This window comes from Azoarcus sp. DN11 (genome assembly GCF_003628555.1).
Taxonomy (GTDB): domain Bacteria; phylum Pseudomonadota; class Gammaproteobacteria; order Burkholderiales; family Rhodocyclaceae; genus Aromatoleum.
In genome coordinates this window covers 4,768,171-4,792,383 of record NZ_CP021731.1, presented here as the reverse complement: position 1 = coordinate 4,792,383, position 24,213 = coordinate 4,768,171, and the positions used below count along the sequence as shown (strand labels likewise).

Sequence of the window (24,213 nt, the reverse complement as noted above, 5' to 3'; positions counted from 1 at the left end):
TCCGTGCTCAGCGCGGGAGGTCGAGCGTCGGCATGACCTTGCGGATGATGCGGCGGTGAGGATCGTAGTCGGCGTCGCGCGCCGGGCCGAAACCGGTCATCTCGGCCCGGGCGAGGATCGCGCGCCCCTCCGCGTGCGCTGACAGTCCGACCAGCAGCGCCTGGATGCGCATGGCGAGCGCCTGCGGCATGTCCTTGCGCACGGCCCAGGGCAGGTGCAGCACGCGCTCGGTCATACCGAGGTGGGTCACGGTGCCGGAGTCCATCGCGTCGCGCACCACGGGCAGATCGATCAGGATGTCGCCCGCCCCGCTCGCGTCGGCCTGGCCGTGGTACAGCGCGATCAGCGCATTGGGCGGATTCTTGGAGAACACCGTCTCGTAGTCGCCGGGCTTCAGTCCCGCCTCGAGCAGCAGGTAGCTCGGCAGGATGTAGCTCATCATCGCGTCCGTGCCGCCGCCGAACACGATCCTGCGCCCGCGCAGCTGGGCGATCGCGTTGATGCCGCTGTCCTTCCTGACGTAGAGTGCGCCGGCGACCGTGCCGGTGCCGAATTCCTCGTTGTGCGCGATCACGCGGTACTTGTCGGCGGAGCGGACGTAGTGGAACTGGTTGTAATGGACGATATCGAAGCGCCGTTGTTCGACGCCGTCCCAGAACGCGTCGAAATCCTTCGCGGTGACAAGCCGGACCTCGCGCCCGAGCTGGCGCCCGAGGTAGGCGGCGAGCGGGGCGTAGAGTTCCGTGGTCAGCGTCGCCTGGCGCCGCGGGAAGATCCCCATCACGAGCGGCGGCTCGCCCGCGGCCAGTGCGGCAGGGATCGAGCGTTCGGCGAGCGACAGCCCGAGGCCCGCCAGCAGCCCGAGCAGGATGCGGCGACGACCGGCGGGCCTGGCACCCATGCCGCACGCTGATGTATCGGCGAGCGTTTGCCTGGCGCCTCCCGCGCCCTTCATGACCGTGCTCATTCCTGCTGTCCCCTTTGAATCGTGTGGAGCGGTGCCCGGGTTACGGGCACATCGGCCGCGTGCTTGTTCTTATTGGTGCAAACCCTGCGGCGCAAGCAGCGGGAGCATGAACGGGGTTGCGGCGGAATTCAAGGCCTTCGGTTTGCGGACTGCGTGATGGATTCCACGGCTCCGCTAGTCCGGCACCCCGAGGATCACATGCGAGGCCTTGATCACCGCGGTGGCGGGCGCTCCCGGTTTGAGGCCCAGCTCGCCGACCGCTTCCCGGGTGACGATCGCGGCGATCTCGCTGCCGCCGGCGAGCGTCAGCACGACCTCGGCGTTCACGGCGCCGGGCGCCACCGACTTGACCGTGCCGGCGAGGCAGTTGCGCGCCGACAGGTGCACGCCGCCGGCGCCGGTCATCAGCATCACCCACGGCGCCTTGACCAGCGCGACGAGCTCGCGGCCGACCGCGAGACCGAGCGCCCGCACGCTTTCCATCGTGACGATCGCGACGAGGTGGTCGCCGCCGGCGAGCACCAGGTCGACCTCGGCATTGACCGCGCCCGGCGTCAGGGCATCGATCTTGCCGTGAAACACGTTGCGTGCGCTGACTTTCATCGCGGGCTCCTCGTGTCGGTTGTGTGTCGGGATTGCGACACCGTTGTATGGTTAAATACATACAATCTGCGGTGGCGACGATCGGTATCTCCGCGAGGCACTCTACAGGCGTCAGTGACACGGGCGCAACAGCGGAATCTGGCATGCGAATCGCTATATAGTGGTGACTACATAAAGGAAGATTCACGGATGAACTCCCCGGGTCCGCGCCGATTCATCGGGCGCCTCGCGATCGAGGCCGACGTGGGCACGGCCCTGTCGGACACGCGCATCCGTCTGCTCGAGGAGATCGACCGGCGCGGCTCGATCAGCCAGGCGGCGAAGGCCGTGCCGCTGTCGTACAAGGCGGCGTGGGACGCGGTCGACGCCGTGAACAACCTCGCCCCCGAGCCGCTCGTGGTGCGCGTCACCGGGGGGCGCCAGGGTGGCGGCACGCAGCTCACCGGGTACGGCCGGCGCGTCGTCGCGATGTACCGCGCGCTCGAGATCGAATACCAGGCGACGCTCGACCGCCTCGCCGCGCGCCTTGACGATCTCGGGCCGGTCGGTATCCGCGAGTTCCAGACCCTGATGCACCGCATGGCGATGAAGACCAGCGCGCGCAACCAGTTCACCGGCCCGATCACCGGGTTGCGCGACGGCGGCGTGGATTACGAGGTGCGCCTGCGCCTCGACCGCGACACCGAGATCGTCGCCGTGATCACGAAGGAAAGCGCGGAGAACCTGGCGCTGGCGATCGGCAAGGAGGTGTGCGCGCTGGTGAAGTCCTCGTCTGTGCTGCTGACGACCGATGCCGACCTGCGCATCACCGCGCGCAACCGCCTGTGGGGCGAGGTGGCGGCGGTCCACGCCGGCTCGGTCAACGACGAGGTCACGCTGCAGCTGCCGTCCGGGCGCAGCGTCACGGCGGTCGTCACGCACGGCAGCTGCGCGGCCCTCGGCCTCGCGGTCGGCGTGCCGGCGTGTGCGCTGTTCAAGTCTTCCAGCGTGATCCTCGCGACTTGGGACTGAACCCCCGGGTCATCATTTTCCGCCTTTGCCCCCGTTCCCGCCCCCAAGGAGTGCCCCATGAAAGCCGTCCTCGCCCGCCTGCTGTGCGCCGCCGCCGTCCTGTCGTGCGGGACCGCCCCGGCCGCCGAAGTCAGCGTCGCGGTCGCCGCGAACTTCACCGCGCCGATGCAGAAGATCGCCGCCGAGTTCGAGCGCGACACCGGGCACAAGGCGCGCCTCGCGTTCGGCGCGACCGGCAAGCTCTACGCGCAGATCACGAACGGCGCGCCCTTCGAGCTCTTCCTGTCCGCCGACGACACCACGCCGGCGAAGCTCGAACAGGAGGGCGTGGCGGTCGCGGGCAGCCGCTTCACCTACGCGATCGGCAGGCTGGTGCTGTGGTCGGCGCAGCCCGGCGTCGTGGACGACAAGGGCGAGGTGCTGAAGCGCGGCGCCTTCGCGCATCTTGCCGTTGCGAACCCGAAGACCGCGCCCTACGGCGCGGCGGCGATGGCAGTGCTGCGCAGGCTGGGGCTGGCCGATGCGCTCGCGCCGAAGCTCGTCACCGGCGAGAACATCGCCCAGACCCACCAGTTCGTCGCCAGCGGCAATGTGGAGCTGGGCTTCCTCGCGCTGTCGCAGGTGTGGGCGGACGGCCGGCTGACCGGCGGTTCGGCGTGGCAGGTGCCGGCCGAGCTGCACGAACCGCTGCGCCAGGACGCGGTGATCCTCGCCGCCGGGCGCGACAAGCCGGCCGCGCGCGCACTGGCCGACTACCTGCGCGGCGCGAAGGCGGCCGCGATCATCAGATCCTACGGTTACGGGCTGTGAGGCGGGCGCAGGCATGACAAGCGTGGTCGACCTCGCGGCGATCGGCCTGACGCTGGAACTGGCGGCGGTGACGACCACGATCCTGCTCGTGCTCGGCACGCCGGTGGCGTGGTGGCTCGCGCGCACGCGTTCGGCGTTCAAGGGCGCGGTCGGCGCGGTGGTCGCGCTGCCGCTGGTGCTGCCGCCGACCGTGATCGGCTTCTACCTGCTCGTGACGATGGGGCCGCACGGGCCGATCGGCCAGTTCACGCAGGCGCTGGGCATCGGCCTGCTGCCGTTCAGCTTTGCGGGGCTGGTCGTCGGCTCGGTGTTCTACTCCCTGCCCTTCGTCGTCCAGCCGCTGCAGCAGGCCTTCGAGGCGATCGGCGAACGGCCGCTGGAAGTCGCCGTGACGCTGCGTGCGGGCGCGCTCGATACCTTCTTCAGCGTCGTGCTGCCGCTCGCGCGTCCGGGTTTCGTCACCGCGGCGGTGCTGGGCTTCGCGCACACGGTGGGCGAGTTCGGCGTGGTGCTGATGATCGGCGGCAACATCCCGGACAGGACGCGCGTCGTGTCGGTGCAGATCTACAACCACGTCGAGGCGCTGGAATACGCCGAGGCGCACTGGCTCTCCGCCGGCATGGTCGTGTTCAGCTTCCTCGTGCTGTTGCTGCTCAACCGCCGCAAGCGCGGGAGCGTGCGATGAGCCTCGCCGCAGCGCAGGCCGCGACCGGCATCGAGGCGCGTTTCCGCCTCGCCTGGCCCGGTTTTGCGCTCGAGGCCGCGCTGCAGCTGCCCGCGCGCGGCGTCAGCGCGCTGTTCGGGCATTCGGGTTCGGGCAAGACGTCGCTGCTGCGCTGTCTCGCGGGCCTGGAGCGCGCCCGCGACGGCTTCCTCGCGGTGCGCGGCGAGGTGTGGCAGGACGAGGCGCGCGGGCTGTTCGTGCCGACGCATCGCCGCCCGCTCGGTTACGTGTTCCAGGAGGCGAGCCTGTTCCCGCACCTGTCGGTGCGGCGCAACCTCGAATTCGGCATGCGGCGCGTCGCGGCGGCCGAGCGGCGGGTGTCGCTCGATCACGCGATCGCGCTCCTCGGCATCGAGCCGCTGCTTGGCCGCATGCCCGAGCGGCTGTCGGGCGGCGAGCGCCAGCGCGTCGCGATCGCGCGGGCGCTCGCGACCAGTCCGCGCCTGCTGCTGATGGACGAGCCGCTGGCCGCGCTCGACGCGCCGCGCAAGGCGGAGATCCTGCCCTACCTCGAGCGCCTGCACGGCGAGCTCGACATCCCGGTGGTGTACGTGAGCCACGCGCCCGAGGAGGTCGCACGGCTCGCCGACCATGTCGTGCTGCTGCGCGACGGGCGCGTGCAGGCGTCGGGCGCGATCGCCGAGGTGCTGCCGCGCCTGGACCTGCCCTTCGCGCACGACGAGGACGCCTTCGTCGTCGTCGAGGCGCAGGTCGCCGGGCGCGACGAGCGTTTCGCGCTGACGCGGCTCGAATTCGGCGGCCTGCCGCTGTGGATCACCGGCCTCGACACGCCGCTCGGGGCGCAGGTGCGCGCCCGCGTGCTGGCGCGCGACGTGAGCCTCGCGCTCGCGGAACGCCACGATTCGAGCATCCTCAACGTGCTGCCGGCGCGCGTGGTGTCGCTTGACGGCGCGAGCCCCGGGCGCACGCTGGTGCGGCTCGACTGTGCCGGCCGCGCGCTGCTCGCGCGCATCACGACGCGCTCGGCGGCGCAGCTGGGGATTGTGCCGGGCATGGTGCTCTTCGCGCAGGTCAAGGGCGTCGCGCTGCTGCGCTGAGCGGGCCGCGCCGGCGGGGAAATCTGCTCACCAATTGCGTGCACGTTAAACTGTGCGGCCTACCAACGAATCTTCGGCCCGCCATGATCCAGTTGCGCATCGTTCCGGTGACCCCTTTCGAGCAGAACTGCAGCATCGTGTGGTGCGACCGGACCATGAAGGGCGCGGTGGTCGACCCGGGCGGCGACCTGGAGCGCATCCGCGCCGCGGCCGACAAGCTGGGCGTGACGATCGAGAAGCTGCTGATCACGCACGGCCACATCGACCACGCCGGCGGTACCGCGAAGCTCGCGCGCGAGCTGGGCGTGCCGGTCGAGGGGCCGCAGGAGGAAGACCGCTTCTGGATCGCCGGGATGCCGCAGCAGAGCAAGATGTTCGGCTTTCCCGACGTCGAGTCGTTCGAGCCCGATCGCTGGCTGCATGAGGGCGACACCGTGACGGTGGGCGAGGAGACGCTGCGCGTGATCCACGCGCCCGGCCACACGCCCGGCCACGTCGTGTTCTTCCACGCAGATGCGCGGCTCGCGATCGTCGGTGACGTGCTTTTCGCCGGCTCCATCGGCCGCACCGACTTCCCCAAGGGCGATCACGCGACGCTGATCCACTCGATCCGCGACAAGCTCTTCCCGCTCGGCGACGACGTCACCTTCGTGCCGGGCCACGGCCCGACCTCGACCTTCGGCGAGGAGCGCCGCAGCAACCCCTACGTCGGCGACCACGCGTAGGGGCCCGGAGGGGGAGGGCGGCAGCCCTCCCGGTTGTGTCAGGCGCGCTGCTTCAGCGCGTCGCGGATCTCGCGCAACAGCTTGATGTCTTCCGGCTCGGGCGCGGGTGCGGGGTCCGCCGCCGGTGCGGGCGGTTCGGCGCGCTTGAGGCGGTTGATCGCCTTGATCGCGACGAAGATCGCGAACGCGATGATGATGAAGTCGATCGTCGTGTTGATGAATGCGCCGTACTTCACCAGCGGCGCACCGGCCTTTTCGGCCGCTTCCAGCGATTCGTAGGTCTTGTCGCCGAGGTTGATGTAGAAGTGGCTGAAATCGACGCCGCCCAGCAGGCGGCCGACGATGGGCATGATCACGTCCTTGACCAGCGATTCGACGATCTTGCCGAAGGCGCCGCCGATGATCACGCCGACCGCCAGGTCGACGACGTTGCCGCGCATCGCGAACTCTTTGAACTCGCGCAGGAAACTCATGCTCGATAACCTCCCTATGTGAGTGATGGGCCGCCGCACCAGGCGGTGCGCCGTGCCTGCGAGAATAGTGTGCCATCTTTTCCGGGTTTTCGGCTGTCATCGCGCACCGCGACGCGAGTTTCATCCGGGATAGTCACACGTGTTGCGCAGCGCACCCCGGGTGCTTACAGCCGCGCGCGGAACAGCGGCAGGTGCCAGCCGAAATGCATCGCCGCGAGGCGCAGCGCGAGAGTGAGGGAGCCGGCGAGGAGGGCCGACCACGCATGCGCGACATCCAGCGTGGTCAGCGCCACGAGCAGCAGCGCTCCCGCCCAGGACGCGGTGGCGTAGAGCGCGCCGCTGAACACCAGCGGCACCTCGTTGCACAGCACGTCGCGCACGATGCCGCCGAAGGCGCCGGTGATGACGCCCATGAGGCTCGCGACGAGCCACGGGGCGTCGAGCGCGAGCGCCGCCTGCGTGCCGCTCACCGTGAACAGCGCGAGGCCGATCGCGTCGGGTAGCAGGAACAGGCGCGCGGGCAGGCGCATCACGCGCGCCAGCGCGAAGGCGGCGAGGGCGGCGAGCACGGCGGTGACGAGGTAACTCTGGTCGGCGATCCAGAACACGCGGCGGTCGAGCAGCAGGTCGCGCAGCGAACCGCCGCCGAGCGAGGCGGAGAGGGCGACGACGATCATGCCGAAAAGGTCGAAGCGCTTGTTGCCGGCCTCGAGCACGCCGGCCGCGGCCTGCGCGGCGACGCCGGCGAGGCCGATCGAGTAGACGAGGGAGTCGATGGGAGGCATCGGATGAGCATAACACCGCTTCCGCCTGCCATTGGAGCGGCCCGGCCCGCGCGGCGCTTGGCATAATCGGGCCTTTCGCCCGCCGCCGCGTCGCGCGGCAGGCTTCTTCCCGGAATGCGCATGAATTCTTCCTGCCCCGCGATGGCGTCACCTCCGCACCGATGACCGCGCTCACGCTGATCCAGGTGTTCGCGAGCGGTGTCGCGACCGGCTGCGTGTACGGGCTGGTCGCGCTGTCCTTCGTGCTGATCTACAAGGCGACCGGGACGGTGAGCTTCATGCAGGGTGAACTGCTGATGCTCGGCGCGTTCGTAATGCTGGCGCTGCATCACGCGGCCGGACTGCCGCTGCTCGCGGCGGCGGGGCTGGGCGTCGCGGCGATGGCGGGGTTCGGCGCGCTGCTCGAGCGCACGGTGCTGCGCGGTGCCCCCGGCCGCACGCACCTGACGGCGCTGCTGCTGACTTTCGGGCTGGGCATGGTGATGCGCGGCGCGGTGGGCGCGGTGCCGGCGGCGAGCCACACCATGCATCGCCTGCCGCTGCCGTTCGCGGGGGAGAGCGTGCACCTCGGCGGGCTGGTGCTGGCGGCCGAGCATGTCGCGGTGATCGTCGCGACGGCGGGGCTGGCCGGCGTGCTGACGCTGTTCTTCCGCTTCACGCGCGCGGGGCTGGCATTGCGCGCGTGTTCGGAGAACGCGCAGGTCGCCGCGCTGATGGGGGTGTCGGTCGCCGGCATGCACACGCTGGCGTGGGCGCTCGGTGCCGGCCTCGCGGCGGTCGCGGGGCTGCTGCTGGCGCCGGTGACCTTCATCCATCCGAACATGGGGCTGGTGGCGCTGAAGGCCTTTCCCGCCGCGGTGCTGGGTGGCATGACGAGCCTGCCGGGGGCGCTCGCGGGCGGGGTGTTCCTCGGGGTCGCGGAGGCGCTCGCGGGGATCGCGCTGCCGGAAGGGGCGAAGGACGTCGTGCCCTATGTGCTGATGCTGCTCGCGCTGCTGCTGTTTCCGGGCGGGTTTGCGGGCGGAACGCGGGGACGGCCGTGAGCGGCGGGGAATCGGGGATCGCTGCGGCCCGGCGCCTGCGGGCGTGGGCGCCGCTTGTGGCGGGGGTGGGGCTCGCCGGCCTCGCGGTATGGGGGCTGGGCGTGGACTATGCGCTCGCGCAGGCGGCTTTCGTGCTGACCTGGGCGATCGCCGGGCTGGGCGTGATCCTGATCGCGGGGCAGTGCGGCCAGATTTCGCTGGGGCAGGGCGCCCTGCTGGGGCTCGGTGCGTATGCGCAGGCGCTGCTTGCGCTGCGTGGCGTGCCGGCGCCCTTGTCGCTGCCGCTGGCGGCGGGGCTCGGCGCGGCGGGGGGATGGCTCGCGAGCCTGCCGGCCCGGCGCCTCGGCGGCCTGTATTTCGCGATGAGCACGCTCGCCTTCGCGCTGATCGTCGAGGAGGGGCTGGTGCGCGCGGAAGCGCTGACCCACGGCGCCGCGGGCCTCGCGGTGCCGCCGCTGGCGCTCGCCGGCCGCGTGGCGGACACCTCGGCCGCGCAGGCGCTGGTGAGTGGCGCCGTGCTGGCGCTGGCCTGGCTGGCGTGCCGGCGTTGGGTGCGGTCGCGGCTGGGGCGCGCGTGGCGGGCGGTGCGCGAGGACGAGGTCGCCGCGGCCGCGGCGGGAATCGACGTCGCGCGCGCCAAGACGCAGGCCTTCGTGCTCGGTGGCGGCCTGTCCGGGCTCGCGGGCGCGCTCTACGCGCACTGGATCGGCTTCGTGAGCCCCGAGCAGTTCGGCCTGATGCTGTCCTTCGAGCTGCTGATGCTGGCCTTCATCGGCGGGGCACGACATCTCGCCGGGGCATTGTGGGGGGCGCTGGTGGTGGTCGCGCTGCCGCAAGGGGTGTCGCTCGCGGTCGAGCGCCTGCCGCCGGACATCGCCGGCGCGGCGGGTATCGAGACCCTGCTGTTCGGTGCGGTGCTCGTCGCGCTGGTGCTGCTGCGTCCGGCGGGACTGGCGGGGGGCGACGGCGCGGGCGCGGATCGCCGATAATCGGCGCCTTTGGCGCTGTCCCGGCGCCGGGAGCATCCATGAGCCTGATCCGCCGTATCCTCGTCCTGTTGCCGCTGCTCGTCGCGAGCGCCGCGGGTGCGCAGGCGCCCGGCGTGAGCGAACGCGAGATCGTCGTCGGCAGCATCCAGGACCTGTCCGGCCCGATCGCGCTGCTCGGCGCTCCGGTGCGCGACGGCATGCTGATGCGTTTCGAGGACGCCAACGCCGCGGGCGGCGTGCACAGCCGGAAGCTGCGCCTCGTCGTCGAGGACGCCGGCTACGATCCGAAGAAGGGCGTGCTCGCGGCGAAGAAGCTCATCCAGCGCGACAAGGTGTTCGCCTTCCTCGCCGACCTCGGCACCCCGGTGGTGATGGCGACGATGCCGCTGATCGTCGCGGCCGGGCGCCCGCACCTCTTCCCCTTCTCGCCGCACGAATCGACCTACGCACCGCGCCATCCGCTCAAGTTCCAGATGTTCGCGCCCTACCAGGACTACATGGACGCGGCGACGCGCCACATGGTGCAGACGCACGGCTACAAGCGCACCTGCCTGCTGTACCAGGACGACGACTACGGCCTGGAGGTGATGAAGGGCGTGGAGGCGGGGCTGGCGAAGCTCAAGCAGGCGCTCGCCGAGAAGACCAGCTACAAGCGCGGCGCGACCGATTTTTCCAGCCAGGTCGCGCGCCTGCGCGGCGCGGGCTGCGACCTCGTCGTGCTCGCGGCGGTCGTGCGCGAGACCGTCGCCGCCATCGCCGAGGCGCGCCGCACCGGCTGGAACGTCGACATGCTGGTCACCGCGTCGGGCTATTCGGCGCAGACGCACGAGCTGGGCGGCAAGGCGGTCGAGGGCCTGTACGGCGTGACCGTGCTGCCGCACCCCTACGAAGCGGGTGCGAACGCGCAGCTCGCCGACTGGATCCGCCGCTACCGCGAACGCTTCGGCGTCGCGCCCAACGTGTGGAGCGTGATGGGCTACGGCGTCGCCGACCTCTTCGTGAAGGCCGCGGACAAGGCGGGGCGCGAGCTCACCGTCGAGCGCTTCACGGCGGCGATGGAATCGCTGCATACCCCGCGCGACTTCTTCGGCGCCCCGGAGTATCGTTTCAGTCGTGACGACCACCTCGGCAATCGCCAGGGCCGCATCGCGCAGATCCAGGATGGCCGCTGGGTGATCCTGACCGACTACCTGAAGTGAGCCCCGTCCCGATGAGCCTCCCCGCCCCGCAGACCGTCGCCGTCGCCTTCACCGGCGCTTCCGGCATGCCCTACGGGCTGCGCCTCGTCGAATGCCTGCTCGCGGCCGGCTGCACGGTGTGGCTGCTGTATTCGCAGGTCGCGCAGATCGTCGCGCGCCAGGAGATGGGGCTGGACCTGCCCTCGCGTCCCGCCGAAGTCGAGGCCGCGCTCGCCGCGCGCTTCAAGGCGGCGGATGGCCAGTTGCGCGTGTTCGGGCGCGAGGAATGGTTCGCGCCGCTCGCGTCCGGCTCCAATCCCGCCGATGCGATGGTCGTATGCCCGTGCACGATGGGCACGCTCGCCGCGATCGCCGCGGGACTCAGCCAGAACCTCATCGAGCGCGCCGCCGACGTCGCGATCAAGGAAGGGCGCAAGCTCGTGCTCGTGCCGCGGGAGACGCCGTTCTCGGCGATCCATCTCGAGAACATGCTCAAGCTCGCGCGCCTGGGCGTCGTGATCCTGCCGCCCAGCCCCGGTTTCTACAACCATCCGCAGACGGTCGACGATCTTGTCGACTTCGTCGTCGCGCGCGTGCTTGACCAGTTGCGCGTGCCGCATCGCCTGACGCAGCGCTGGGGCGAAGCGGACGGGGAGGGCGCGTGATGGACGACGTCCGCCTGCCGCCGCCCCCGCTGTTGCCACCGCTCTTGCCCCTGTTCCCGCTGCACACGGTGCTGTTCCCCGGCGCGCTGCTGCCGCTGCACGTGTTCGAGGCGCGCTACATGGACCTCGCGACGCGCTGCCTGAAGGACGACGCGGTGTTCGGCGTGAACCTCATCGCCGAGGGCCGCGAGGTCGGCGCGCCGGCGCGGCCCTACGAGGTCGGTGTGAGCGCCCGCATCGTCCGCTGCGACATGGTCAAGCCCGGCACGCTCGACCTCGTCACGCGCGGCGAGCGGCGCTACCGCGTCCTGCGCTCCCAGGCCGGACCCAACGGCTTGCTGCTGGGCGAAGTCGAATGGCTCGCCGAGGCGCCGCCGACCGCCGTGCCCGAGAACTGCGCACCGCTCGTCGCGCTGTTGCGCGCCATCGTCGCCGACGCCGGCGAAGAACGGCTGCCCGGGCCGCACGCCTTCGACGACGCCGGCTGGGTCGGCCTGCGCTTCGCCGAAGTGCTGCCGATTCCGGCGCAGGCCAAACAGGCGCTGCTGGAACTGGACGATCCGGCTGACCGGCTGGAGATCGTCCGCCAGTTCCTCGACCAGCGCGGGCTGCTCGCGGACCGCCAGGAAAAGGGAAGCTGACCGCCGCCGCGTTCAGAACGCCAGTCGGCCCTGCGGCGCCTCCAGCGGCCCGCGCGCGAGCTCGGTGAGGATGCGCCGCACCGGCGTCGGCAGACCGGCGCCCTCCAGTTCGGCGAGCGTGAGCCAGCGATGGTCGGCATCCGCGACCGCATGTCCGGCGGGCGCGACATCGACGCGGATCGGCGTGATCTCCAGGCGGAAATGCGTGAACGCATGGTTCAGCAACGCGAGCGTCGTCGCGCCGCGCGGCACGAGACCGAAGCGCGCCGCGACCCAGCGTGCGGCATCGGCTTCGTGCTCGGGCACTTCCGGCAGCGCCAGCAGCCCACCCCAGATCCCGCTCGGCGGCCGGCGTTCGAGCAGCACCCGGCCGTCGGCCACGATCACCGCGACGCGCGCGTGACGCTGCGGCACGGCCTTCTTCGGGCGCGCCGCGGGCAGTTCGGCGACGCGATCGTCGCGCAGCGCGACGCAGATCTGCGCCATCGGGCAGCGCCCGCAGGCGGGCCGGCCGCGCGTGCACAGCGTCGCGCCGAGATCCATCTGCGCCTGGATGTAAGTGCCGATGCCGGTCTGCGGCAGCAGCGCTTCCGCGAGCGCCCACAGGCGCTGCTCGACCGCGCGCTCGCCGGGGAAGCCGTCGATGCCGAAGGCGCGGCACAGCACGCGCTTGACGTTGCCGTCGAGGATCGCCGCGCGCTCGCCGAACGCGAAGGCGGCGATCGCTGCGGCGGTCGAGCGGCCGATGCCCGGCAGTTCCGCGATCTCCGCCGCGCGGCGCGGGAAGTCGCCGCCGTGCTGCGCGATCACCGCTTGCGCGGCCTTGTGCAGGTTGCGCGCGCGTGCGTAGTAGCCCAGCCCGCTCCACAGCGCGAGCACGTCGTCGATGGGCGCCGCGGAGAGGCTCGCGAGGTCGGGAAAGCGCGCGAGGAAGCGCGCGTAGTACGGGATCACGGTGTCGACCTGGGTCTGCTGCAGCATGATCTCCGACAGCCAGATGCGGTACGGGTCGCGCGTGGCCTGCCACGGCAGGTCGTGCCGCCCGTGCTTGCGGTGCCACGCGATCAGCCGCGTCGCGAAATCGCCATCCTGCGTCGTGTCGTCCATTTCTTTCCTGTTCCCGATACCTGTTCCGGTCCTGTCCCGCGTTGCCCAATGCCTTGTGCGCGGCGATAATCGCCGGTTCCAACCAATTTCGCGCCCGTCCCGAGAGGGGCCGGCGCCGATCACAAGAAACCCCCATGTCCCAGCCGCCCGTCTCCCACCAGGATTTCACCCGCGCCTTCCGCGACGCCCTCGGCATGTTCGCGACCGGCATCGCCGTCGTCACGACGCGCGCGCCCAACGGCGAGGCGATCGGCCTGACGGTCAATTCCTTCAACTCGGTGTCGCTCGATCCGCCGCTCATCGTCTGGAGCCTGTCGCGGCACCTGGCGAGCCTGCCGGTGTTCGAAGCCTGCGAATACTACGCGGTGAACGTGCTCGCGGAAGACCAGCAGGCCCTGTCGCAGCTCTTCGCGACGCGTTCCGACGACAAGTTCGCCGGCCTCGAGGTCGAGGACGGCCTCTACGGCGTGCCGCTGCTGCAAGGCTGCTGCGCGCGCTTCGAGTGCCGCAACACCGCGCGCCACGAAGGCGGCGACCACCTCGTGTTCATCTCCGAGGTCGTGCGTTTCGACCGCGAAGACCGCACCCCGCTCATCTACCACGGCGGCGCCTATCGCCGTCTCGCCGCGGGCTGAGCGTTCCGCGGCCGGCCCCGCAGTGGGGGCGTGACCGTATTCCTTTCGGCGTAGCAAGGGATCATGTTGAACTGTAGCCGGCTTGCAGGCCTGCCATCGACATCCTCCATTCGAGAAAGGACAGAAGAACATGAACGCCCGCTCCCCGATCCTCGCCCTGCCCGCAATCCTTCTCGTTGCCGCCTGCAGCAGTCTCGGCCTGCGCGGACCGGTCACTGCCGAGGCCCCGCTCGCTGCCACCCAGGGCAGCACGGTGTCCGGTACGGTCAAGTTTGCCGAAGGTGATGCCGGTGTGCTCGTCGAAGCCCGCGTGACGGGGCTCGCCCCCGGCAAGCACGGCTTCCACATCCATGAAAAGGGTGACTGCTCCGCCCCCGACGCCACCAGCGCCGGCGGCCACTTCAACCCGACCGGCGAGCCCCACGGCAGCCCCGAACGGGGCGCACACCACCTCGGCGACATGCCGATGCTGATCGCCGATGCCAACGGTCATGCCAAGCTCGACACGATCCTCGAAGGCGTGACGATCAATGGCAAGGGTGAGGGCAACATCGTCGGCCGCGGCGTCATCGTGCATGCCGCCCCGGACGACTTCCTCACCCAACCGACCGGCAACTCCGGCGCACGCGTCGCGTGCGGCGTGATCACCGCGAAGTGACGGCAGGCTGCTGCGCCCGGGGGCGTTGGCCCGGACGCGACAGGCCTCGATTCGTATCGCATCTGTTACAAATTAGCATGGTCTTACACTCAGCCTGACATCCTGCAGCGAGAGGGCGCGTTATTCGCACAGGGGCGGACATCCCGCCGCCTCACGAACAACCGACCGTCATTTGAGGAGTGCCAGCCATGCTCAAGAAGATCGCTTCCGTCATTATCGCCACCGGTTTTGCGGCCACCGCCTTCGCCCAATCGGGCCCGGCGGCCGCGCCCGCGACCCCCGCCGTGAAGGCCGCTCCGGCCCTGCCGGCAGTTCCTGCTGTTGGCGGCGAGAAGGCCGTCCCGGCCGTTCCCGCGACGCCGGCTGTCAAGGCCACGCCCGCGGAACCGGCCAAGGCCGACACCGCGAAGGCACTGGACAGCGCCAAGGCGACCGCCAAGCACGCGCAGAAGAAAGTGAAGGCGAGCGCCGGGAAGGCCATGGGCAAGCACGACGCAGCGATGGACATGAAGGGGGGCGCGGCTGCGCCGGCGATGAAGTAAGCCGGGCAAGTCGCCGCAGGGCGCCCGGAAATGCAAAAGGGCCCGGCATCAGCCGGGCCCTTTTTGCGCAATCTGGAGCGGGTGAAGGGAATCGAATCCGACTCCCAAGTTGTTGAGTCATAATCGATTTTTCCAAACCCAAACCAGCCATTGGACTGGCTCATGGACTAGTTTACCCCGCTAGTCGGAAAGCAGGCAACGTCTTCGCTCCAAGGCGGGCCATCCTCAGCCATGGACAGCCAGCGCACGGGCTGCCTTCCTGGCCCCCCGTTGAACGCTCATACCTCCTGCGGCGCGATTCCTTTTCAGGCTATCAGCATACCGATCAGGTCTGACCCACGGCGCTTTTGCCTGACATTGGGCGACGTGAAGCTTCGCATTGCGGGATATCGCAGTGTCATAGATCGCCGCGAGATCAGTTCATTCTCAGCCGGTCTTGCCGGCGCTTCGCGCGATCATGATGATTGCATGCGCGGCAACAGAGGCGTAGCCCCCCATCTTGCGGACGCCGGAGTCGACCTGCGTGCGATTACCGACCACTCGTCAAGGTCCTACGTTGGCTACCCCGGGGTAGCACCGGATGCAACGCCGACACCGAGCCCGATCTGGTCGCGGTATTCGCGATGAAGCCCGATCCTTCCGCGCAGGGCTGCATAGCGTCATCGTACCGCTGACGCGATTTCAAAGCACTGGCCACGGCCGGGGCAGCCAGGAGCCCTTGTGGGGGTAGCAGTTACAAGGGAGCAACTACATGCAAGGGAGTTCGCTTTCGGAGGTGTATTACCGGCCCATCGATGCAGCCATCCGATGGGCTGGGTTGTATCGGTTCAGGGATGACATCCTCGCGGCTGTCAGGTCCGGGCGCTTGCCTGAGACGTTGAATTGCCCGCGCTGCAATGAACTCCGCCTGTATACCGATCGCATTTACGATGCCATCTTCCACGGCGAGCTGCCTTACGGACTGAACGGGATTACGATGAGCGACAAGTCCCTGTGGGACTCGCCTGAGCTGACCGTTCGCCACGTCGACCTCAAGCGGTGGATGCTACGAAGCTATCCGGAGCAGCGGCCGGCGTTCCTCTTCTCCCGTCACGAGAGGATCGCCCACCCGGTGATCACCCTGGAGGCGGGTCATGCGCTCTTGGTCGAACGGGAAGCGCTGAAGTCCCAGCTCGAGCAATGTCGCCATCAGTTGCATCAGCTTCAAGAGCAGCAGAAGAAGCAAGGATCTCCGAATCTCAATTGCACCCTGTGCCCCCTCAGTGATCGTGGCGAGACCACTTATCTGAACATCATCGGCACGATGCTGGCCTTGATGCTCGGACGCACCCCTTCCGGGGCTCCATACTCCAGTTTCAACAGCCAGGACGCGATCATCAGCGCCTTGATCGCCCATCACGGCAACCTCATGGGCATCACCGAGCGCACGCTGCAGGCCAAGTTTGCTCAGGCCCGCCGCAGGTTGCAGGCAGCGAGCCACTGAAGGGCGTCAAGCCCCAATCTGCGGTCGCAGAAACCGCATTTGCGGTGTTCTTTCCCCCGGGGTTCCTGTCAATTACGGGTTACGCCAAACATGCGCCAGTAAGCGCTAAGGAGTGCCCCTCATGTCGGATAAGCCACTTCCGCTGCCTGCGGGTGAGCACCGCATCCTGCGCCGCGAGGAAGTCGAAGCCAAGACCGGCTTCAAGCGCGCCCACATTTACAACCTGATGAAGTCGGGCAAGTTTCCGAAAGCCATACGTCTTGGAATTCGTGCTGTCGGGTGGGACTCGCTCGAGATCGAGCAGTGGATCGCCGAGCGCCGCAGTGAGCGCATCTGATCCTCGTTCCGTACTCCGACAACGCGACGAGGAGCCTGACGATGCTGGTCATCTCGATCATTTCGACCAAAGGCGGCGTGGGCAAGACGACAACGGCAGCAAACCTGGGCGCCTTTGTCGCCGACGCAGGGCTGCGCGTACTGCTGCTCGATCTGGACGTGCAACCTACGCTGTCGAGTTACTTCGCGCTGAGCGCGCGTGCGCCCGCCGGCATCTACGAGTTGCTGGCGTTCAACGAGCGTCGCATCGATCAACTGGTGTCGCGCACTGCGATTGCCGGACTGGACCTGGTGCTGTCGAACGACGATCGCGGAGAACTGAACACGCTGCTGCTGCATGCGCCGGACGGGCGCCTGCGGCTCCGACACCTGCTACCCGCGCTGGCGCCGTTCTATGACCTGGTGCTGATCGACACACAGGGCGCTCGCAGCGTGCTGCTGGAAATGGCGGTGTTGGCCTCGAACATGGCGCTGTCGCCGGTGACGCCGGAGATTCTGGCGGCACGTGAGTTGCGGCGCGGCACGCTGCAACTGATCGAGGACATCGGGCCGTACCGGCTCCTCGGCATCGAGCCTCCACCGCTGCACCTGCTCATCAACCGGGTACACCCGGTCTCGTCGAATGCCCGGCTGATTCAGCAGACGCTGCGGCAGATGTTCCAAGGACAGGCAGGCGTGCAGGTGCTGGACACCGACGTACCAGCCATTGAAGCCTATCCGCGTGCGGCGACACGAGGCCTGCCGGTGCATCAGGTCGAGCACCGCCAGCCCGCCGGTCGTGTCGCGCCTTCGGCGCTGACGACGATGCGCGCCCTTTCCGGCGAGCTGTTTCCGCAGTGGCGGGAACGCTTTGCGCAGGTGACCGGCCGATCCGATGCGAGAGGCGTGACAAGGAGCGAGGGCGATGGCGAACGCGCATGACCTGGCGCGCGGCCACAAGCGGCTGCGGGCGCTGATCGACTTTGCCCTGGGTGAAGGTTGGCATGTGGTGCGCACGCCAGGCGGCCACTTGAAGTTCACCAAGCCAGGTCGCGCATCGATCTACACCAGTTCGACGGCGAGCGACCATCGTGCCGGGCTCAATGCTCGCGCGCAGCTTCGTCGTGCCGATCGGGAGGCAGCCATCAGCCGGATACCGGCCCAGGAGAATGGCCTTGGCTGATCTGACCCCGCAGGACATGGCCGCCAAGCTGATGGCCTCCGGCTTCGAGCGGAGCGGTCCGACGGTAACGGTCTTGAGCGACCCCATCGCCGATACGCCGATGATCGTAACGCTGGACCAGTTGCGCCCCTATGACCACGACCCTCGCGTCAAGCGCAATCCGGCGTACGAGGAAATCAAGGCGTCCATCCGTGAGCGCGGGCTGGATGCTTCACCGGCGATCACACGCAGGCCCGGCGAAGAACACTTCATCATTCGCAATGGCGGCAATACGCGACTGGCCATTCTTCGCGAGCTGTGGACCGAGACCAAGCAGGAACGGTTCTTCCGCATTTCCTGCCTGTTCCGCCCCTGGCCAGAACGGGGCGAAATCGTCGCCTTGACGGGCCACCTCGCCGAAAACGAGCTGCGCGGCGGCCTGACATTCATCGAGCGCGCCCTGGGGGTGGAGAAGGCGCGCGAGTTCTACGAACAGGAAACCGGCAGCACGCTGACTCAGTCCGAGCTGGCGCGGCGCCTGACGGGCGATGGCTATCCGGTGCAGCAGTCCCACATCAGTCGCATGCAGGATTCGGTGCGCTACCTGCTGCCGGCGATTCCGACAGTGCTGTACGGCGGGCTGGGCCGGCATCAGGTGGAACGGCTCGCGGTGCTGCGCAAGGCGTGCGAGCGCACCTGGGAACGGAGAGCGCTGGGCCGTCACCTCGCCGTGGACTTCGCCACGCTGTTCCAGGATGTGCTGTCGCAGTTCGACTCGCAGCCGGATGACTTCTCGTTCCAGCGGGTGCAGGACGAACTGGTGGGTCAGATGGCCGACTTCCTGGAAGCGGACTATGACACGCTGAGCCTGGAGATCGACGACAGCGAAATCCGCCATCGGGCCTTGACCCGCGAGCCGGCGCCTGTGAGCCCGGCGGCACCCATCGTGCCCGCGACGCCGAGGCCTGCATCGCCACCTCCGGCGGCGACACCTGCTCAGCAGGCTGGCGCACCGGCTGGACCCGTTGCCGAGCTTCCCCCGACACAGACTGCTACGGCGCTCGCGCTTGGCAATGAGCAAGGTGAGGGAGTAGGCGCCGCACCAGAACCGGCCGATCGCGATGCGGAGCGTCTGCAGGGACACATCGTGTCTCCGGCGCTGACCACTGAACGCCTGCAATCCATTCAGCGCCTGGTGGCGGATCAGATGGGCGACAAGCTGCCCGATTTCGAGACCGATGCCTTGCGTGCGATTCCTGTACAGGTCGGCGGGCTCTACCCGATTTCAGATGTCTGGTACATCGAGCCCGGACTGGATGGGCCGGACCGGCTCCGGGTGCATATCGCACAGTTCGCTCGCGAGATCGCCGAGGAGGCTGCGGTCGCCGAGCACATCGAGCCCAGTGAGAGCGGCATCGGCTTTATCTGTGCGACTACTGCCATTTGCCAGACAAAGGACTTTCCGGCCTTCGCTCGTGCCGTGCTGACGCTGCTGCATGCGCTGAGCGCGGCGCGGGTACCTGCGCCGGGCCTGGATCGTGAGCGATTGGCCAACGACCTGGCGCCGCTGCTGCGCGGCGGCGGAACGTCCATGCGCCTGAGCGACGCCGGCCTGGTGAAGCTGTTCCGGCTGCTGCGCCTGGCGCGTCGCCTGCTGGACCTGGAGACCGGTGTGGCATCCGTCGCCCCGAGCCACAAACCCTGAGCGTGGGAGGCCACCATGTCGTCACCCCATCCGCTCAACCAGGCCGTCATCGCCCAGGCGCTGCACGATCTGCGCAACGGCCAACTGCGTCGCTGCAAGGCGATGGGCTTTGGCGACGAGGAACTGGATGCGCTCAAGCATCCGGCGCTGGTCAGCGTGCTGGTCAACGCCACGGTGTCGTGGTGCTCGGTCTCGGTCAACCGCGAGGTGCTGAAACGGCTGCTGAACCAGGTGCATGACGTGGAGCAGGAAATCGCCACGGTGGATCGCATGCTGCGCCTGGGTGCGAGCACGGAGATGGTGAGCCGCTTCTACGGCCTCACGCATCAGGAAGTCGCCCTACGGCGCGACATCCTCGGGTTGCCCAAGCGCAAGGGGCGGCATCCGGTGCTGGACGAGGTGCAGGACGCTGCCTTGTGGGAGCACTGGAAGGCCGGTATCACCGAGCGTCACATCGCGCTGGACGACGACGTGGCGATGCTGGCGCTGACCATGGACCTCGCCGAAACCCTGATGCTGCCGATGTCGGTGATCTGGGCGGCGATTCGGAACTGGATCGACCAGGGAGTCGTGTAGTCCATGGCCACGGGCGGCGCGCCACGGCGCGATGGTCCCTTGGTGCTGTCGGCGTTGTTCGACGATGCGCTGCGCGAGCTGGCACCGGACCCACGATCAAGCCAAGCCTCGGCGCCCGCCGCCGATGGATTCCTCTACAGCGGCAACCGCCACGAGAGCGTGCCGCGGGCGCTGTTTCTCGACCGGCGCCTGACGCCGCTGGAGCGCAACGCTTGGCAGGTGTTCCGCCTGCAGCTCAACGACGACGGCGTGACCGCGTTCCCGACCTACGACCAGCTGCGGCCCTACCTGGCGTCGATGCCGTGCGCGGCGCTGGCATCGCACGAAACCGTCGCGCGTGCCCTGACGCTGCTGCGGCTGACGCGCTGGTTGAGTCTGGTGCGGCGACGGCGCGATCCGAAGACCGGCCGCATCCTGGGCAACCTCTATGTTCTGCACGACGAACCGCTGACGCCTTTCGAGGCGATGCAACTCGACCCCGACTACTTGGGTCTGGTGAGCCAGGCCCTCACCCATGCCGCCAAGGCGGTGCAGATCGTCGGCATACACACGCTGAAGGAAATCGCCGAAGACCCGTTGCTCAGCGGTCGCATGCTGCCGACACGCCTGCAGGTGCTCGCGCAGCGCATGGTCCGGCATGGCTGGATGCCAGAGACTTATCCACAGGATGGCACCGATCACGATTCCGAAGGAGGCAGGGAGGGCTTGCTTCGGAATGCAGAACACCCGTCTTCGGAATCCGGAGCAGGACCAAAACCCGCGCCGGACGGCTCTCTTCGGAATCCGAAGGAAGACCGTACCGTACGTAAGGATCGTATAAATGAAGTATGTACAATACCGCGCGCGAAGGCCTTGCAGAACCTGCGCCTGCCTGAGCGCTTCCTGAATTTGAAGGACGAGCAGCAGGCAGGTGCATTGATCGCTCTGCAGCAGGTGGACGAAGCCCAGCGGCAGGCGGTGCTCGACGAGTGGGCGGCGCGCTGCCGCGGCGGCACGGTGCGCAATCCGGCTGGCTACCTATTCGGCATCATCCAGAAGGCGATTCGCGGGGAGTTCAAGGCCTGGGCGGGCGAAGGCAGCCCAGTGCCGCCACCGCCTCGAGCCACGGCTCCTGCGCCGTCGTCACCTGCTGCGTCCAATGGCCCCGACCGTGAGATGGCGCGCGCTTACCTGGCGCAGTTGCGGTCGATGATGCGCGATCCCTGATCGACTGGGCTATCCCCGGGGGATAGCCGGCACAGGCTGCCTTCCTTCCGTTCTTGATTGCTCCCTGTTGTCCCATGGGCGAAACTGCTGCCTGATGGCACAAATGAACCTGATCTCTGAAGCAATACCTTCGACGGCTTCCGACCCGCATGGTCTGGACTCAGGATTGCTGCACCCCGGAGCCCACCGCCCCGCGAGCGATGACGAACTTCAGGCACAGCAGCGAGAAGTTCAGCGCCTGCTGGGCCGCTGCGTGTTGCGCCTTCAGCAATACGAACGCCTGATGAAGGCCATCGTGGCCCATCATGACATTTCGGGGCCTGCGCATTCACTGGAGGCCATTCGTGCGGAGCGCATCGAGGACACGGCGACCAAGACCTTGGGTACGCTGGTAGGTCAATTGTTCGGATCGTATGTCGTCACGGAGGGCGGTGACGTCAGCGAGAAGGGCCCGGACCTGTCCGCCGACGTGATTTCATTTCGCACGCGGGTGCAACTGAGCCTGTCTGCGGAGGACTACGTCAGGACGCAGGCCGACCTCAAGGATCTGGTGTCGCTGCGCAATGCCCTGGTACACCACTTCATCGACCAGCACGACCTCTGGACAATCAAGGGGTGCCACACCGCGCACGATGCGCTGACCACCGCCTACACCCGCATCGATCAGCATTTCGAGCAACTGCGTGGTTGGGCCGAACACATGGATCAGGCGCGCAGCCTGGCGGCGGAGTTCGTCCAGTCGGATGTGTTTCACGACCTGGTGGTCAACGGCATTGCACCGGACGGAACGGTGGATTGGCCGGCGGCCGGCATCGTTCGCGCATTGCGCGAGGCGGCCGGGGAACTGGCCGTCGAGGGATGGACGCCCGTCGCCGCGGCCGGACGGTGGATTTCCGAACGGCATCCCGAGCAACTGCCCGCCAAATATGGATGCAGCAGTTGGCGCCAGGTGGTGCATGAGTCCCGCCTGTTCGAGCTTCGCTACCGCGATGTGGATGGTCGGCGTGCCGCTTGGTTCAGGGCACGAGAGACATAGCCTTACGCGACGACATTGCATGACGCTGTGCCAGCAGCTCATGCCTTGCTTTGCCTTCCGCGTTATCCCCAGGGGATAGCCGGCACAGGCGGCCTTCCGCATCAGGCAAACCGGGCGGACACCGGCGGCGGTTTGATGACTGACAGCCTTCCGCCTGATGCCGATGCTGGCGACACATTCATTCCCCGCGAGTCGTCTCCATGGCCAACGAACCCCTGCAACTGAATCTCGGATCGCTGCGCAGCGCGATGTCGCTGACGATGCATACGCATCATGCCTCTCGTATTTGGCACGGTCGCGCACCGACCGAGGGGCGCCCCGGCATCATCGGCCTCAACGGCTACCTCAGCGTGATGAACAAGATGAAGCGCGGCGCCGAGCAGGACGATCCCTACTCGGACTGGTGGATGCTGCGCATCGAGGACAAGCTGGCCGATACGAAGACCCGCTTGCAGACCTTGCGCGAACAGGTGGAGCAAGCCCTGTCCGACGTGCCGCCAGCGCTGTCCCTGGGTGAGAACATGAACGTGCAGCCGGTCAAGCTGCCGCTGTTTGTGAATGCGCAGCTCGGTTTCATGGCGGTATACCTGTTGGCCGACTACGACGATCTGGCGCGCAAGCTGATCCTGGCGCACCACACCGCGCTGATCGACCGCAGCACGCTGGAGCGCTGGCTCAACGACGGTGCGCATGCACTGCGCAGCTTGTTCGCCCTGGCACAGCAGTACCGTTACTCCGGCACGACGCGCGACGACTTCGCGGCGAAGAGCGCCGCGGCGCGGGCGGCACAGGAGAAGTTTGGCGAGTTGCCGCAGGACGTGCTCGAAGGCACGCGCCGTTCGCGCTTTGCGCCACCCATCGCGCGACGGGGAAACCGGCCCGAGGTACCGTCCGCTGACGCATCGGAGCCAGGCCTCACCGATGGCGCAGCCGACACCACGGCGCAAGACGAGGACGCCAAGGCATGACGGCACCTTCTTCTTCCGGCCGTCCGGCGCGCTTCATTCCGCTGGGACAGGCGGACTTCCAGCGGCTGGAACACGCCGGCTACCTAAAAGGCCTTTTACAGCCTTTTAAAGGTAAGGGGAGTCTGGAGACTTGGGCCAGCCAGTGCATGGCGCTGCGCGACGAGTTGATCGCCCTGGCACAACGGCAGGTGCTACCGCAGGCGCGGGCCTATCCTTTCAGCGTGCTCGATGTGCACCTGGCCCAGCAGGCGACTGGCGCAGGGACGACCTTCCTGCGCTGGCGCAACCTCGACCGCTCGGCCATGGGCGTGGCCTTGTGGGAGGCGCTGCTTGCGCGCCCCGCGACATCGGCTTCGCTGATCGACGACCTGTATGCGATCGAACTGCAGCGCATCGCGCTGAACATGCAGATCAGCCTGACCCACAGCATCGCCCGCCACGCCCTGGAATGCGCCAGCAGGATGGCGCGGGCCGAGGCGACGTATCTGCGGCGTGCCCATGGGCATGTCGCATCCATTCCCTCCACCCCCAAGGAGTCACCATGAGCACGCACTTCGTCGGCGAGGGCAACATCGGTTCTGCGCCGGACTACCGCGAATTCCCCAACGGCAATGACGAACCGCGCAGGCTGCTGCGGCTGAACGTCTATTTCGACAATCCGATCCCGAAGAGGGATGGCGAGTACGAGGACCGCGGCGGCTTCTGGGCGCCGGTGGAGCTGTGGCACCGCGATGCCGAGCACTGGCAGTCGCTGTACCAGAAAGGCATGCGCGTTCTGGTCGAAGGCCGTACCGTGCGCGACGAATGGGAGGACGCCGACGAGAACGAGCGCGTCACCTTCAAGATCGAAGCCCGGCGCGTCGGCATCCTGCCGTATCGCATCGAGACGGTGATGCTCGGCGCCAAACCGGCCGGGGGCCAGTAGCCGATCATCGCGGGCGGCTGTAGCAACCGTCAGACGCCCGCCATGCACCAGCGGGCTATCCCCTGGGGATAGTTCCACTGCGGTCCACCGAGTTCCAGTCGCCCTCCCGACACCAATCTCCCGCCTCTCATACCGCCGCGATCCGTGCATACGGCCGCGGCAGCGATTCCCCAGCCGATCACAAATCGGTGTCCATGCCGTCCGGCTTCCTTGCGGCCGGTCT

Annotated in this window: 29 protein-coding genes; 24 read left to right on the top strand and 5 right to left on the bottom strand. The window is 68.2% G+C overall.

Annotation, left to right across the window (positions count from 1 at the left end; translation table 11 throughout):
- Window positions 1-7 precede the first annotated feature (7 nt).
- Both CDA09_RS22335 and CDA09_RS22330 read right to left on the bottom strand, forming a co-directional pair.
- A complete protein-coding gene (locus CDA09_RS22335; protein ID WP_121430529.1) occupies window positions 8-967 on the bottom strand; it encodes a phosphate/phosphite/phosphonate ABC transporter substrate-binding protein in 960 nt (319 codons plus the stop codon).
- A 174-nt stretch (window positions 968-1,141) separates the two neighbouring features.
- Complete coding sequence (locus CDA09_RS22330; protein WP_121430528.1) at window positions 1,142-1,570, bottom strand: TOBE domain-containing protein; 429 nt, start codon at window positions 1,568-1,570, stop codon at window positions 1,142-1,144.
- 189 nt (window positions 1,571-1,759) lie between these two features.
- On the opposite strand from CDA09_RS22330, the gene CDA09_RS22325 reads away from it, so the two are divergent.
- The 5 genes from CDA09_RS22325 to CDA09_RS22305 all read left to right on the top strand — a co-directional run bounded on the left by CDA09_RS22325 (window position 1,760) and on the right by CDA09_RS22305 (window position 5,898).
- On the top strand, window positions 1,760-2,581 hold the full coding sequence (locus tag CDA09_RS22325) for a TOBE domain-containing protein (RefSeq protein ID WP_121430527.1): 822 nt from the start codon (window positions 1,760-1,762) through the stop codon (window positions 2,579-2,581).
- A gap of 57 nt (window positions 2,582-2,638) precedes the next feature.
- A complete protein-coding gene (modA, locus tag CDA09_RS22320; RefSeq protein WP_121430526.1) occupies window positions 2,639-3,391 on the top strand; it encodes a molybdate ABC transporter substrate-binding protein in 753 nt (250 codons plus the stop codon).
- A 13-nt stretch (window positions 3,392-3,404) separates the two neighbouring features.
- On the top strand, window positions 3,405-4,076 hold the full coding sequence (gene modB / locus CDA09_RS22315; RefSeq protein ID WP_121430525.1) for a molybdate ABC transporter permease subunit: 672 nt from the start codon (window positions 3,405-3,407) through the stop codon (window positions 4,074-4,076).
- Window positions 4,073-5,173, top strand: a complete 1,101-nt coding sequence (gene modC, locus CDA09_RS22310; RefSeq protein ID WP_121430524.1) for a molybdenum ABC transporter ATP-binding protein — start codon at window positions 4,073-4,075, stop codon at window positions 5,171-5,173. Before modB ends, modC begins: the two co-directional genes overlap by 4 nt.
- Before the next feature lie 83 nt (window positions 5,174-5,256).
- Window positions 5,257-5,898, top strand: coding sequence for an MBL fold metallo-hydrolase (locus CDA09_RS22305; protein WP_121430523.1), 642 nt, complete (start codon window positions 5,257-5,259; stop codon window positions 5,896-5,898).
- A gap of 38 nt (window positions 5,899-5,936) precedes the next feature.
- Here the strand turns inward: CDA09_RS22305 and mscL are convergent, their stop codons facing one another.
- Together mscL and CDA09_RS22295 are read right to left on the bottom strand one after the other, a co-directional pair.
- Window positions 5,937-6,371: a large conductance mechanosensitive channel protein MscL gene (gene mscL, locus CDA09_RS22300; protein ID WP_121430522.1), complete on the bottom strand. Its 435-nt coding sequence runs from the start codon at window positions 6,369-6,371 to the stop codon at window positions 5,937-5,939.
- A 164-nt stretch (window positions 6,372-6,535) separates the two neighbouring features.
- Window positions 6,536-7,156 (bottom strand): trimeric intracellular cation channel family protein, encoded by a 621-nt coding sequence (locus CDA09_RS22295; protein WP_121430521.1) that lies wholly within the window; start codon window positions 7,154-7,156, stop codon window positions 6,536-6,538.
- Window positions 7,157-7,317: 161 nt separating this feature from the next.
- On the opposite strand from CDA09_RS22295, the gene CDA09_RS22290 reads away from it, so the two are divergent.
- From CDA09_RS22290 to CDA09_RS22270, 5 genes are read left to right on the top strand one after another with little or no spacing between them, the layout of a single operon-like run.
- Window positions 7,318-8,199: a branched-chain amino acid ABC transporter permease gene (locus CDA09_RS22290; protein ID WP_121430520.1), complete on the top strand. Its 882-nt coding sequence runs from the start codon at window positions 7,318-7,320 to the stop codon at window positions 8,197-8,199.
- On the top strand, window positions 8,196-9,188 hold the full coding sequence (locus tag CDA09_RS22285) for a branched-chain amino acid ABC transporter permease (protein ID WP_121430519.1): 993 nt from the start codon (window positions 8,196-8,198) through the stop codon (window positions 9,186-9,188). The genes CDA09_RS22290 and CDA09_RS22285 overlap by 4 nt, the downstream gene beginning before the upstream one ends.
- A gap of 38 nt (window positions 9,189-9,226) precedes the next feature.
- Window positions 9,227-10,387, top strand: a complete 1,161-nt coding sequence (locus CDA09_RS22280; protein ID WP_121430518.1) for an ABC transporter substrate-binding protein — start codon at window positions 9,227-9,229, stop codon at window positions 10,385-10,387.
- An 11-nt stretch (window positions 10,388-10,398) separates the two neighbouring features.
- Entirely contained in the window at window positions 10,399-11,031 is a 633-nt protein-coding gene (locus CDA09_RS22275) for a flavin prenyltransferase UbiX (RefSeq protein WP_121430517.1), read from the top strand.
- Entirely contained in the window at window positions 11,031-11,672 is a 642-nt protein-coding gene (locus CDA09_RS22270) for an LON peptidase substrate-binding domain-containing protein (protein ID WP_121430516.1), read from the top strand. Before CDA09_RS22275 ends, CDA09_RS22270 begins: the two co-directional genes overlap by 1 nt.
- 12 nt (window positions 11,673-11,684) lie before the next feature.
- On the opposite strand, the gene mutY is transcribed toward CDA09_RS22270, so the two are convergent.
- Window positions 11,685-12,779, bottom strand: a complete 1,095-nt coding sequence (gene mutY, locus CDA09_RS22265; protein WP_121430515.1) for an A/G-specific adenine glycosylase — start codon at window positions 12,777-12,779, stop codon at window positions 11,685-11,687.
- A gap of 134 nt (window positions 12,780-12,913) precedes the next feature.
- On the opposite strand from mutY, the gene CDA09_RS22260 reads away from it, so the two are divergent.
- The 14 genes from CDA09_RS22260 (at window position 12,914) to CDA09_RS22195 (ending at window position 23,990) form a co-directional block, all read left to right on the top strand.
- Entirely contained in the window at window positions 12,914-13,414 is a 501-nt protein-coding gene (locus tag CDA09_RS22260; RefSeq protein WP_121430514.1) for a flavin reductase family protein, read from the top strand.
- Between the two features lie 130 nt (window positions 13,415-13,544).
- Entirely contained in the window at window positions 13,545-14,072 is a 528-nt protein-coding gene (locus CDA09_RS22255) for a superoxide dismutase family protein (RefSeq protein ID WP_121430513.1), read from the top strand.
- Window positions 14,073-14,260: 188 nt separating this feature from the next.
- Complete coding sequence (locus CDA09_RS23430; protein ID WP_164844456.1) at window positions 14,261-14,614, top strand: hypothetical protein; 354 nt, start codon at window positions 14,261-14,263, stop codon at window positions 14,612-14,614.
- A gap of 751 nt (window positions 14,615-15,365) precedes the next feature.
- Window positions 15,366-16,097, top strand: a complete 732-nt coding sequence (locus tag CDA09_RS22245; protein WP_050417990.1) for a hypothetical protein — start codon at window positions 15,366-15,368, stop codon at window positions 16,095-16,097.
- Between the two features lie 121 nt (window positions 16,098-16,218).
- The gene (locus CDA09_RS22240; RefSeq protein ID WP_050417989.1) at window positions 16,219-16,434 is read left to right on the top strand and encodes an AlpA family transcriptional regulator; all 216 of its coding nucleotides are present in this window, start codon (window positions 16,219-16,221) and stop codon (window positions 16,432-16,434) included.
- A 41-nt stretch (window positions 16,435-16,475) separates the two neighbouring features.
- Window positions 16,476-17,354 carry a ParA family protein gene (locus CDA09_RS22235; protein ID WP_050417988.1) on the top strand — a complete coding sequence of 293 codons (879 nt, stop codon included), beginning with the start codon at window positions 16,476-16,478 and terminating at the stop codon, window positions 17,352-17,354.
- Complete coding sequence (locus tag CDA09_RS22230) at window positions 17,338-17,595, top strand: hypothetical protein (protein WP_050417987.1); 258 nt, start codon at window positions 17,338-17,340, stop codon at window positions 17,593-17,595. Before CDA09_RS22235 ends, CDA09_RS22230 begins: the two co-directional genes overlap by 17 nt.
- Window positions 17,588-19,279 (top strand): ParB family protein, encoded by a 1,692-nt coding sequence (locus CDA09_RS22225; protein WP_050418518.1) that lies wholly within the window; start codon window positions 17,588-17,590, stop codon window positions 19,277-19,279. The genes CDA09_RS22230 and CDA09_RS22225 overlap by 8 nt, the downstream gene beginning before the upstream one ends.
- 15 nt (window positions 19,280-19,294) lie before the next feature.
- Window positions 19,295-19,855 (top strand): DUF2857 domain-containing protein, encoded by a 561-nt coding sequence (locus tag CDA09_RS22220; protein ID WP_050417986.1) that lies wholly within the window; start codon window positions 19,295-19,297, stop codon window positions 19,853-19,855.
- Window positions 19,856-19,858: 3 nt separating this feature from the next.
- The gene (locus tag CDA09_RS22215) at window positions 19,859-21,061 is read left to right on the top strand and encodes an STY4528 family pathogenicity island replication protein (RefSeq protein WP_050417985.1); all 1,203 of its coding nucleotides are present in this window, start codon (window positions 19,859-19,861) and stop codon (window positions 21,059-21,061) included.
- 283 nt (window positions 21,062-21,344) lie between these two features.
- Window positions 21,345-22,097 (top strand): OST-HTH/LOTUS domain-containing protein, encoded by a 753-nt coding sequence (locus CDA09_RS22210; RefSeq protein WP_050417984.1) that lies wholly within the window; start codon window positions 21,345-21,347, stop codon window positions 22,095-22,097.
- Between the two features lie 200 nt (window positions 22,098-22,297).
- The gene (locus CDA09_RS22205; protein ID WP_050417983.1) at window positions 22,298-23,065 is read left to right on the top strand and encodes a PFL_4669 family integrating conjugative element protein; all 768 of its coding nucleotides are present in this window, start codon (window positions 22,298-22,300) and stop codon (window positions 23,063-23,065) included.
- Window positions 23,062-23,610, top strand: coding sequence for a DUF3158 family protein (locus tag CDA09_RS22200; RefSeq protein WP_050417982.1), 549 nt, complete (start codon window positions 23,062-23,064; stop codon window positions 23,608-23,610). The genes CDA09_RS22205 and CDA09_RS22200 overlap by 4 nt, the downstream gene beginning before the upstream one ends.
- The gene (locus tag CDA09_RS22195; RefSeq protein ID WP_050417981.1) at window positions 23,607-23,990 is read left to right on the top strand and encodes a single-stranded DNA-binding protein; all 384 of its coding nucleotides are present in this window, start codon (window positions 23,607-23,609) and stop codon (window positions 23,988-23,990) included. Before CDA09_RS22200 ends, CDA09_RS22195 begins: the two co-directional genes overlap by 4 nt.
- Window positions 23,991-24,213 lie beyond the last annotated feature (223 nt).

Excerpts from the sequence above, each read along its gene's own strand:
- CDA09_RS22215 (WP_050417985.1), top strand. The coding sequence starts at position 19,859 with ATGGCCACGGGCGGCGCGCCACGGCGCGATGGTCCCTTGGTGCTGTCG.
- CDA09_RS22330 (WP_121430528.1), bottom strand. The coding sequence starts at position 1,570 with ATGAAAGTCAGCGCACGCAACGTGTTTCACGGCAAGATCGATGCCCTG.
- CDA09_RS22325 (WP_121430527.1), top strand. The coding sequence starts at position 1,760 with ATGAACTCCCCGGGTCCGCGCCGATTCATCGGGCGCCTCGCGATCGAG.
- CDA09_RS22260 (WP_121430514.1), top strand. The coding sequence starts at position 12,914 with ATGTCCCAGCCGCCCGTCTCCCACCAGGATTTCACCCGCGCCTTCCGC.
- mutY (WP_121430515.1), bottom strand. The coding sequence starts at position 12,779 with ATGGACGACACGACGCAGGATGGCGATTTCGCGACGCGGCTGATCGCG.
- CDA09_RS22210 (WP_050417984.1), top strand. The coding sequence starts at position 21,345 with ATGAAGGCCATCGTGGCCCATCATGACATTTCGGGGCCTGCGCATTCA.
- CDA09_RS22335 (WP_121430529.1), bottom strand. The coding sequence starts at position 967 with ATGAGCACGGTCATGAAGGGCGCGGGAGGCGCCAGGCAAACGCTCGCC.
- CDA09_RS22205 (WP_050417983.1), top strand. The coding sequence starts at position 22,298 with ATGGCCAACGAACCCCTGCAACTGAATCTCGGATCGCTGCGCAGCGCG.
- mscL (WP_121430522.1), bottom strand. The coding sequence starts at position 6,371 with ATGAGTTTCCTGCGCGAGTTCAAAGAGTTCGCGATGCGCGGCAACGTC.
- CDA09_RS22255 (WP_121430513.1), top strand. The coding sequence starts at position 13,545 with ATGAACGCCCGCTCCCCGATCCTCGCCCTGCCCGCAATCCTTCTCGTT.
- CDA09_RS22290 (WP_121430520.1), top strand. The coding sequence starts at position 7,318 with ATGACCGCGCTCACGCTGATCCAGGTGTTCGCGAGCGGTGTCGCGACC.
- CDA09_RS23430 (WP_164844456.1), top strand. The coding sequence starts at position 14,261 with ATGCTCAAGAAGATCGCTTCCGTCATTATCGCCACCGGTTTTGCGGCC.
- CDA09_RS22235 (WP_050417988.1), top strand. The coding sequence starts at position 16,476 with ATGCTGGTCATCTCGATCATTTCGACCAAAGGCGGCGTGGGCAAGACG.
- modC (WP_121430524.1), top strand. The coding sequence starts at position 4,073 with ATGAGCCTCGCCGCAGCGCAGGCCGCGACCGGCATCGAGGCGCGTTTC.
- CDA09_RS22200 (WP_050417982.1), top strand. The coding sequence starts at position 23,062 with ATGACGGCACCTTCTTCTTCCGGCCGTCCGGCGCGCTTCATTCCGCTG.
- CDA09_RS22295 (WP_121430521.1), bottom strand. The coding sequence starts at position 7,156 with ATGCCTCCCATCGACTCCCTCGTCTACTCGATCGGCCTCGCCGGCGTC.
- CDA09_RS22270 (WP_121430516.1), top strand. The coding sequence starts at position 11,031 with ATGGACGACGTCCGCCTGCCGCCGCCCCCGCTGTTGCCACCGCTCTTG.
- CDA09_RS22280 (WP_121430518.1), top strand. The coding sequence starts at position 9,227 with ATGAGCCTGATCCGCCGTATCCTCGTCCTGTTGCCGCTGCTCGTCGCG.
- modA (WP_121430526.1), top strand. The coding sequence starts at position 2,639 with ATGAAAGCCGTCCTCGCCCGCCTGCTGTGCGCCGCCGCCGTCCTGTCG.
- modB (WP_121430525.1), top strand. The coding sequence starts at position 3,405 with ATGACAAGCGTGGTCGACCTCGCGGCGATCGGCCTGACGCTGGAACTG.
- CDA09_RS22245 (WP_050417990.1), top strand. The coding sequence starts at position 15,366 with ATGCAAGGGAGTTCGCTTTCGGAGGTGTATTACCGGCCCATCGATGCA.
- CDA09_RS22240 (WP_050417989.1), top strand. The coding sequence starts at position 16,219 with ATGTCGGATAAGCCACTTCCGCTGCCTGCGGGTGAGCACCGCATCCTG.
- CDA09_RS22195 (WP_050417981.1), top strand. The coding sequence starts at position 23,607 with ATGAGCACGCACTTCGTCGGCGAGGGCAACATCGGTTCTGCGCCGGAC.
- CDA09_RS22275 (WP_121430517.1), top strand. The coding sequence starts at position 10,399 with ATGAGCCTCCCCGCCCCGCAGACCGTCGCCGTCGCCTTCACCGGCGCT.
- CDA09_RS22305 (WP_121430523.1), top strand. The coding sequence starts at position 5,257 with ATGATCCAGTTGCGCATCGTTCCGGTGACCCCTTTCGAGCAGAACTGC.
- CDA09_RS22220 (WP_050417986.1), top strand. The coding sequence starts at position 19,295 with ATGTCGTCACCCCATCCGCTCAACCAGGCCGTCATCGCCCAGGCGCTG.
- CDA09_RS22230 (WP_050417987.1), top strand. The coding sequence starts at position 17,338 with ATGGCGAACGCGCATGACCTGGCGCGCGGCCACAAGCGGCTGCGGGCG.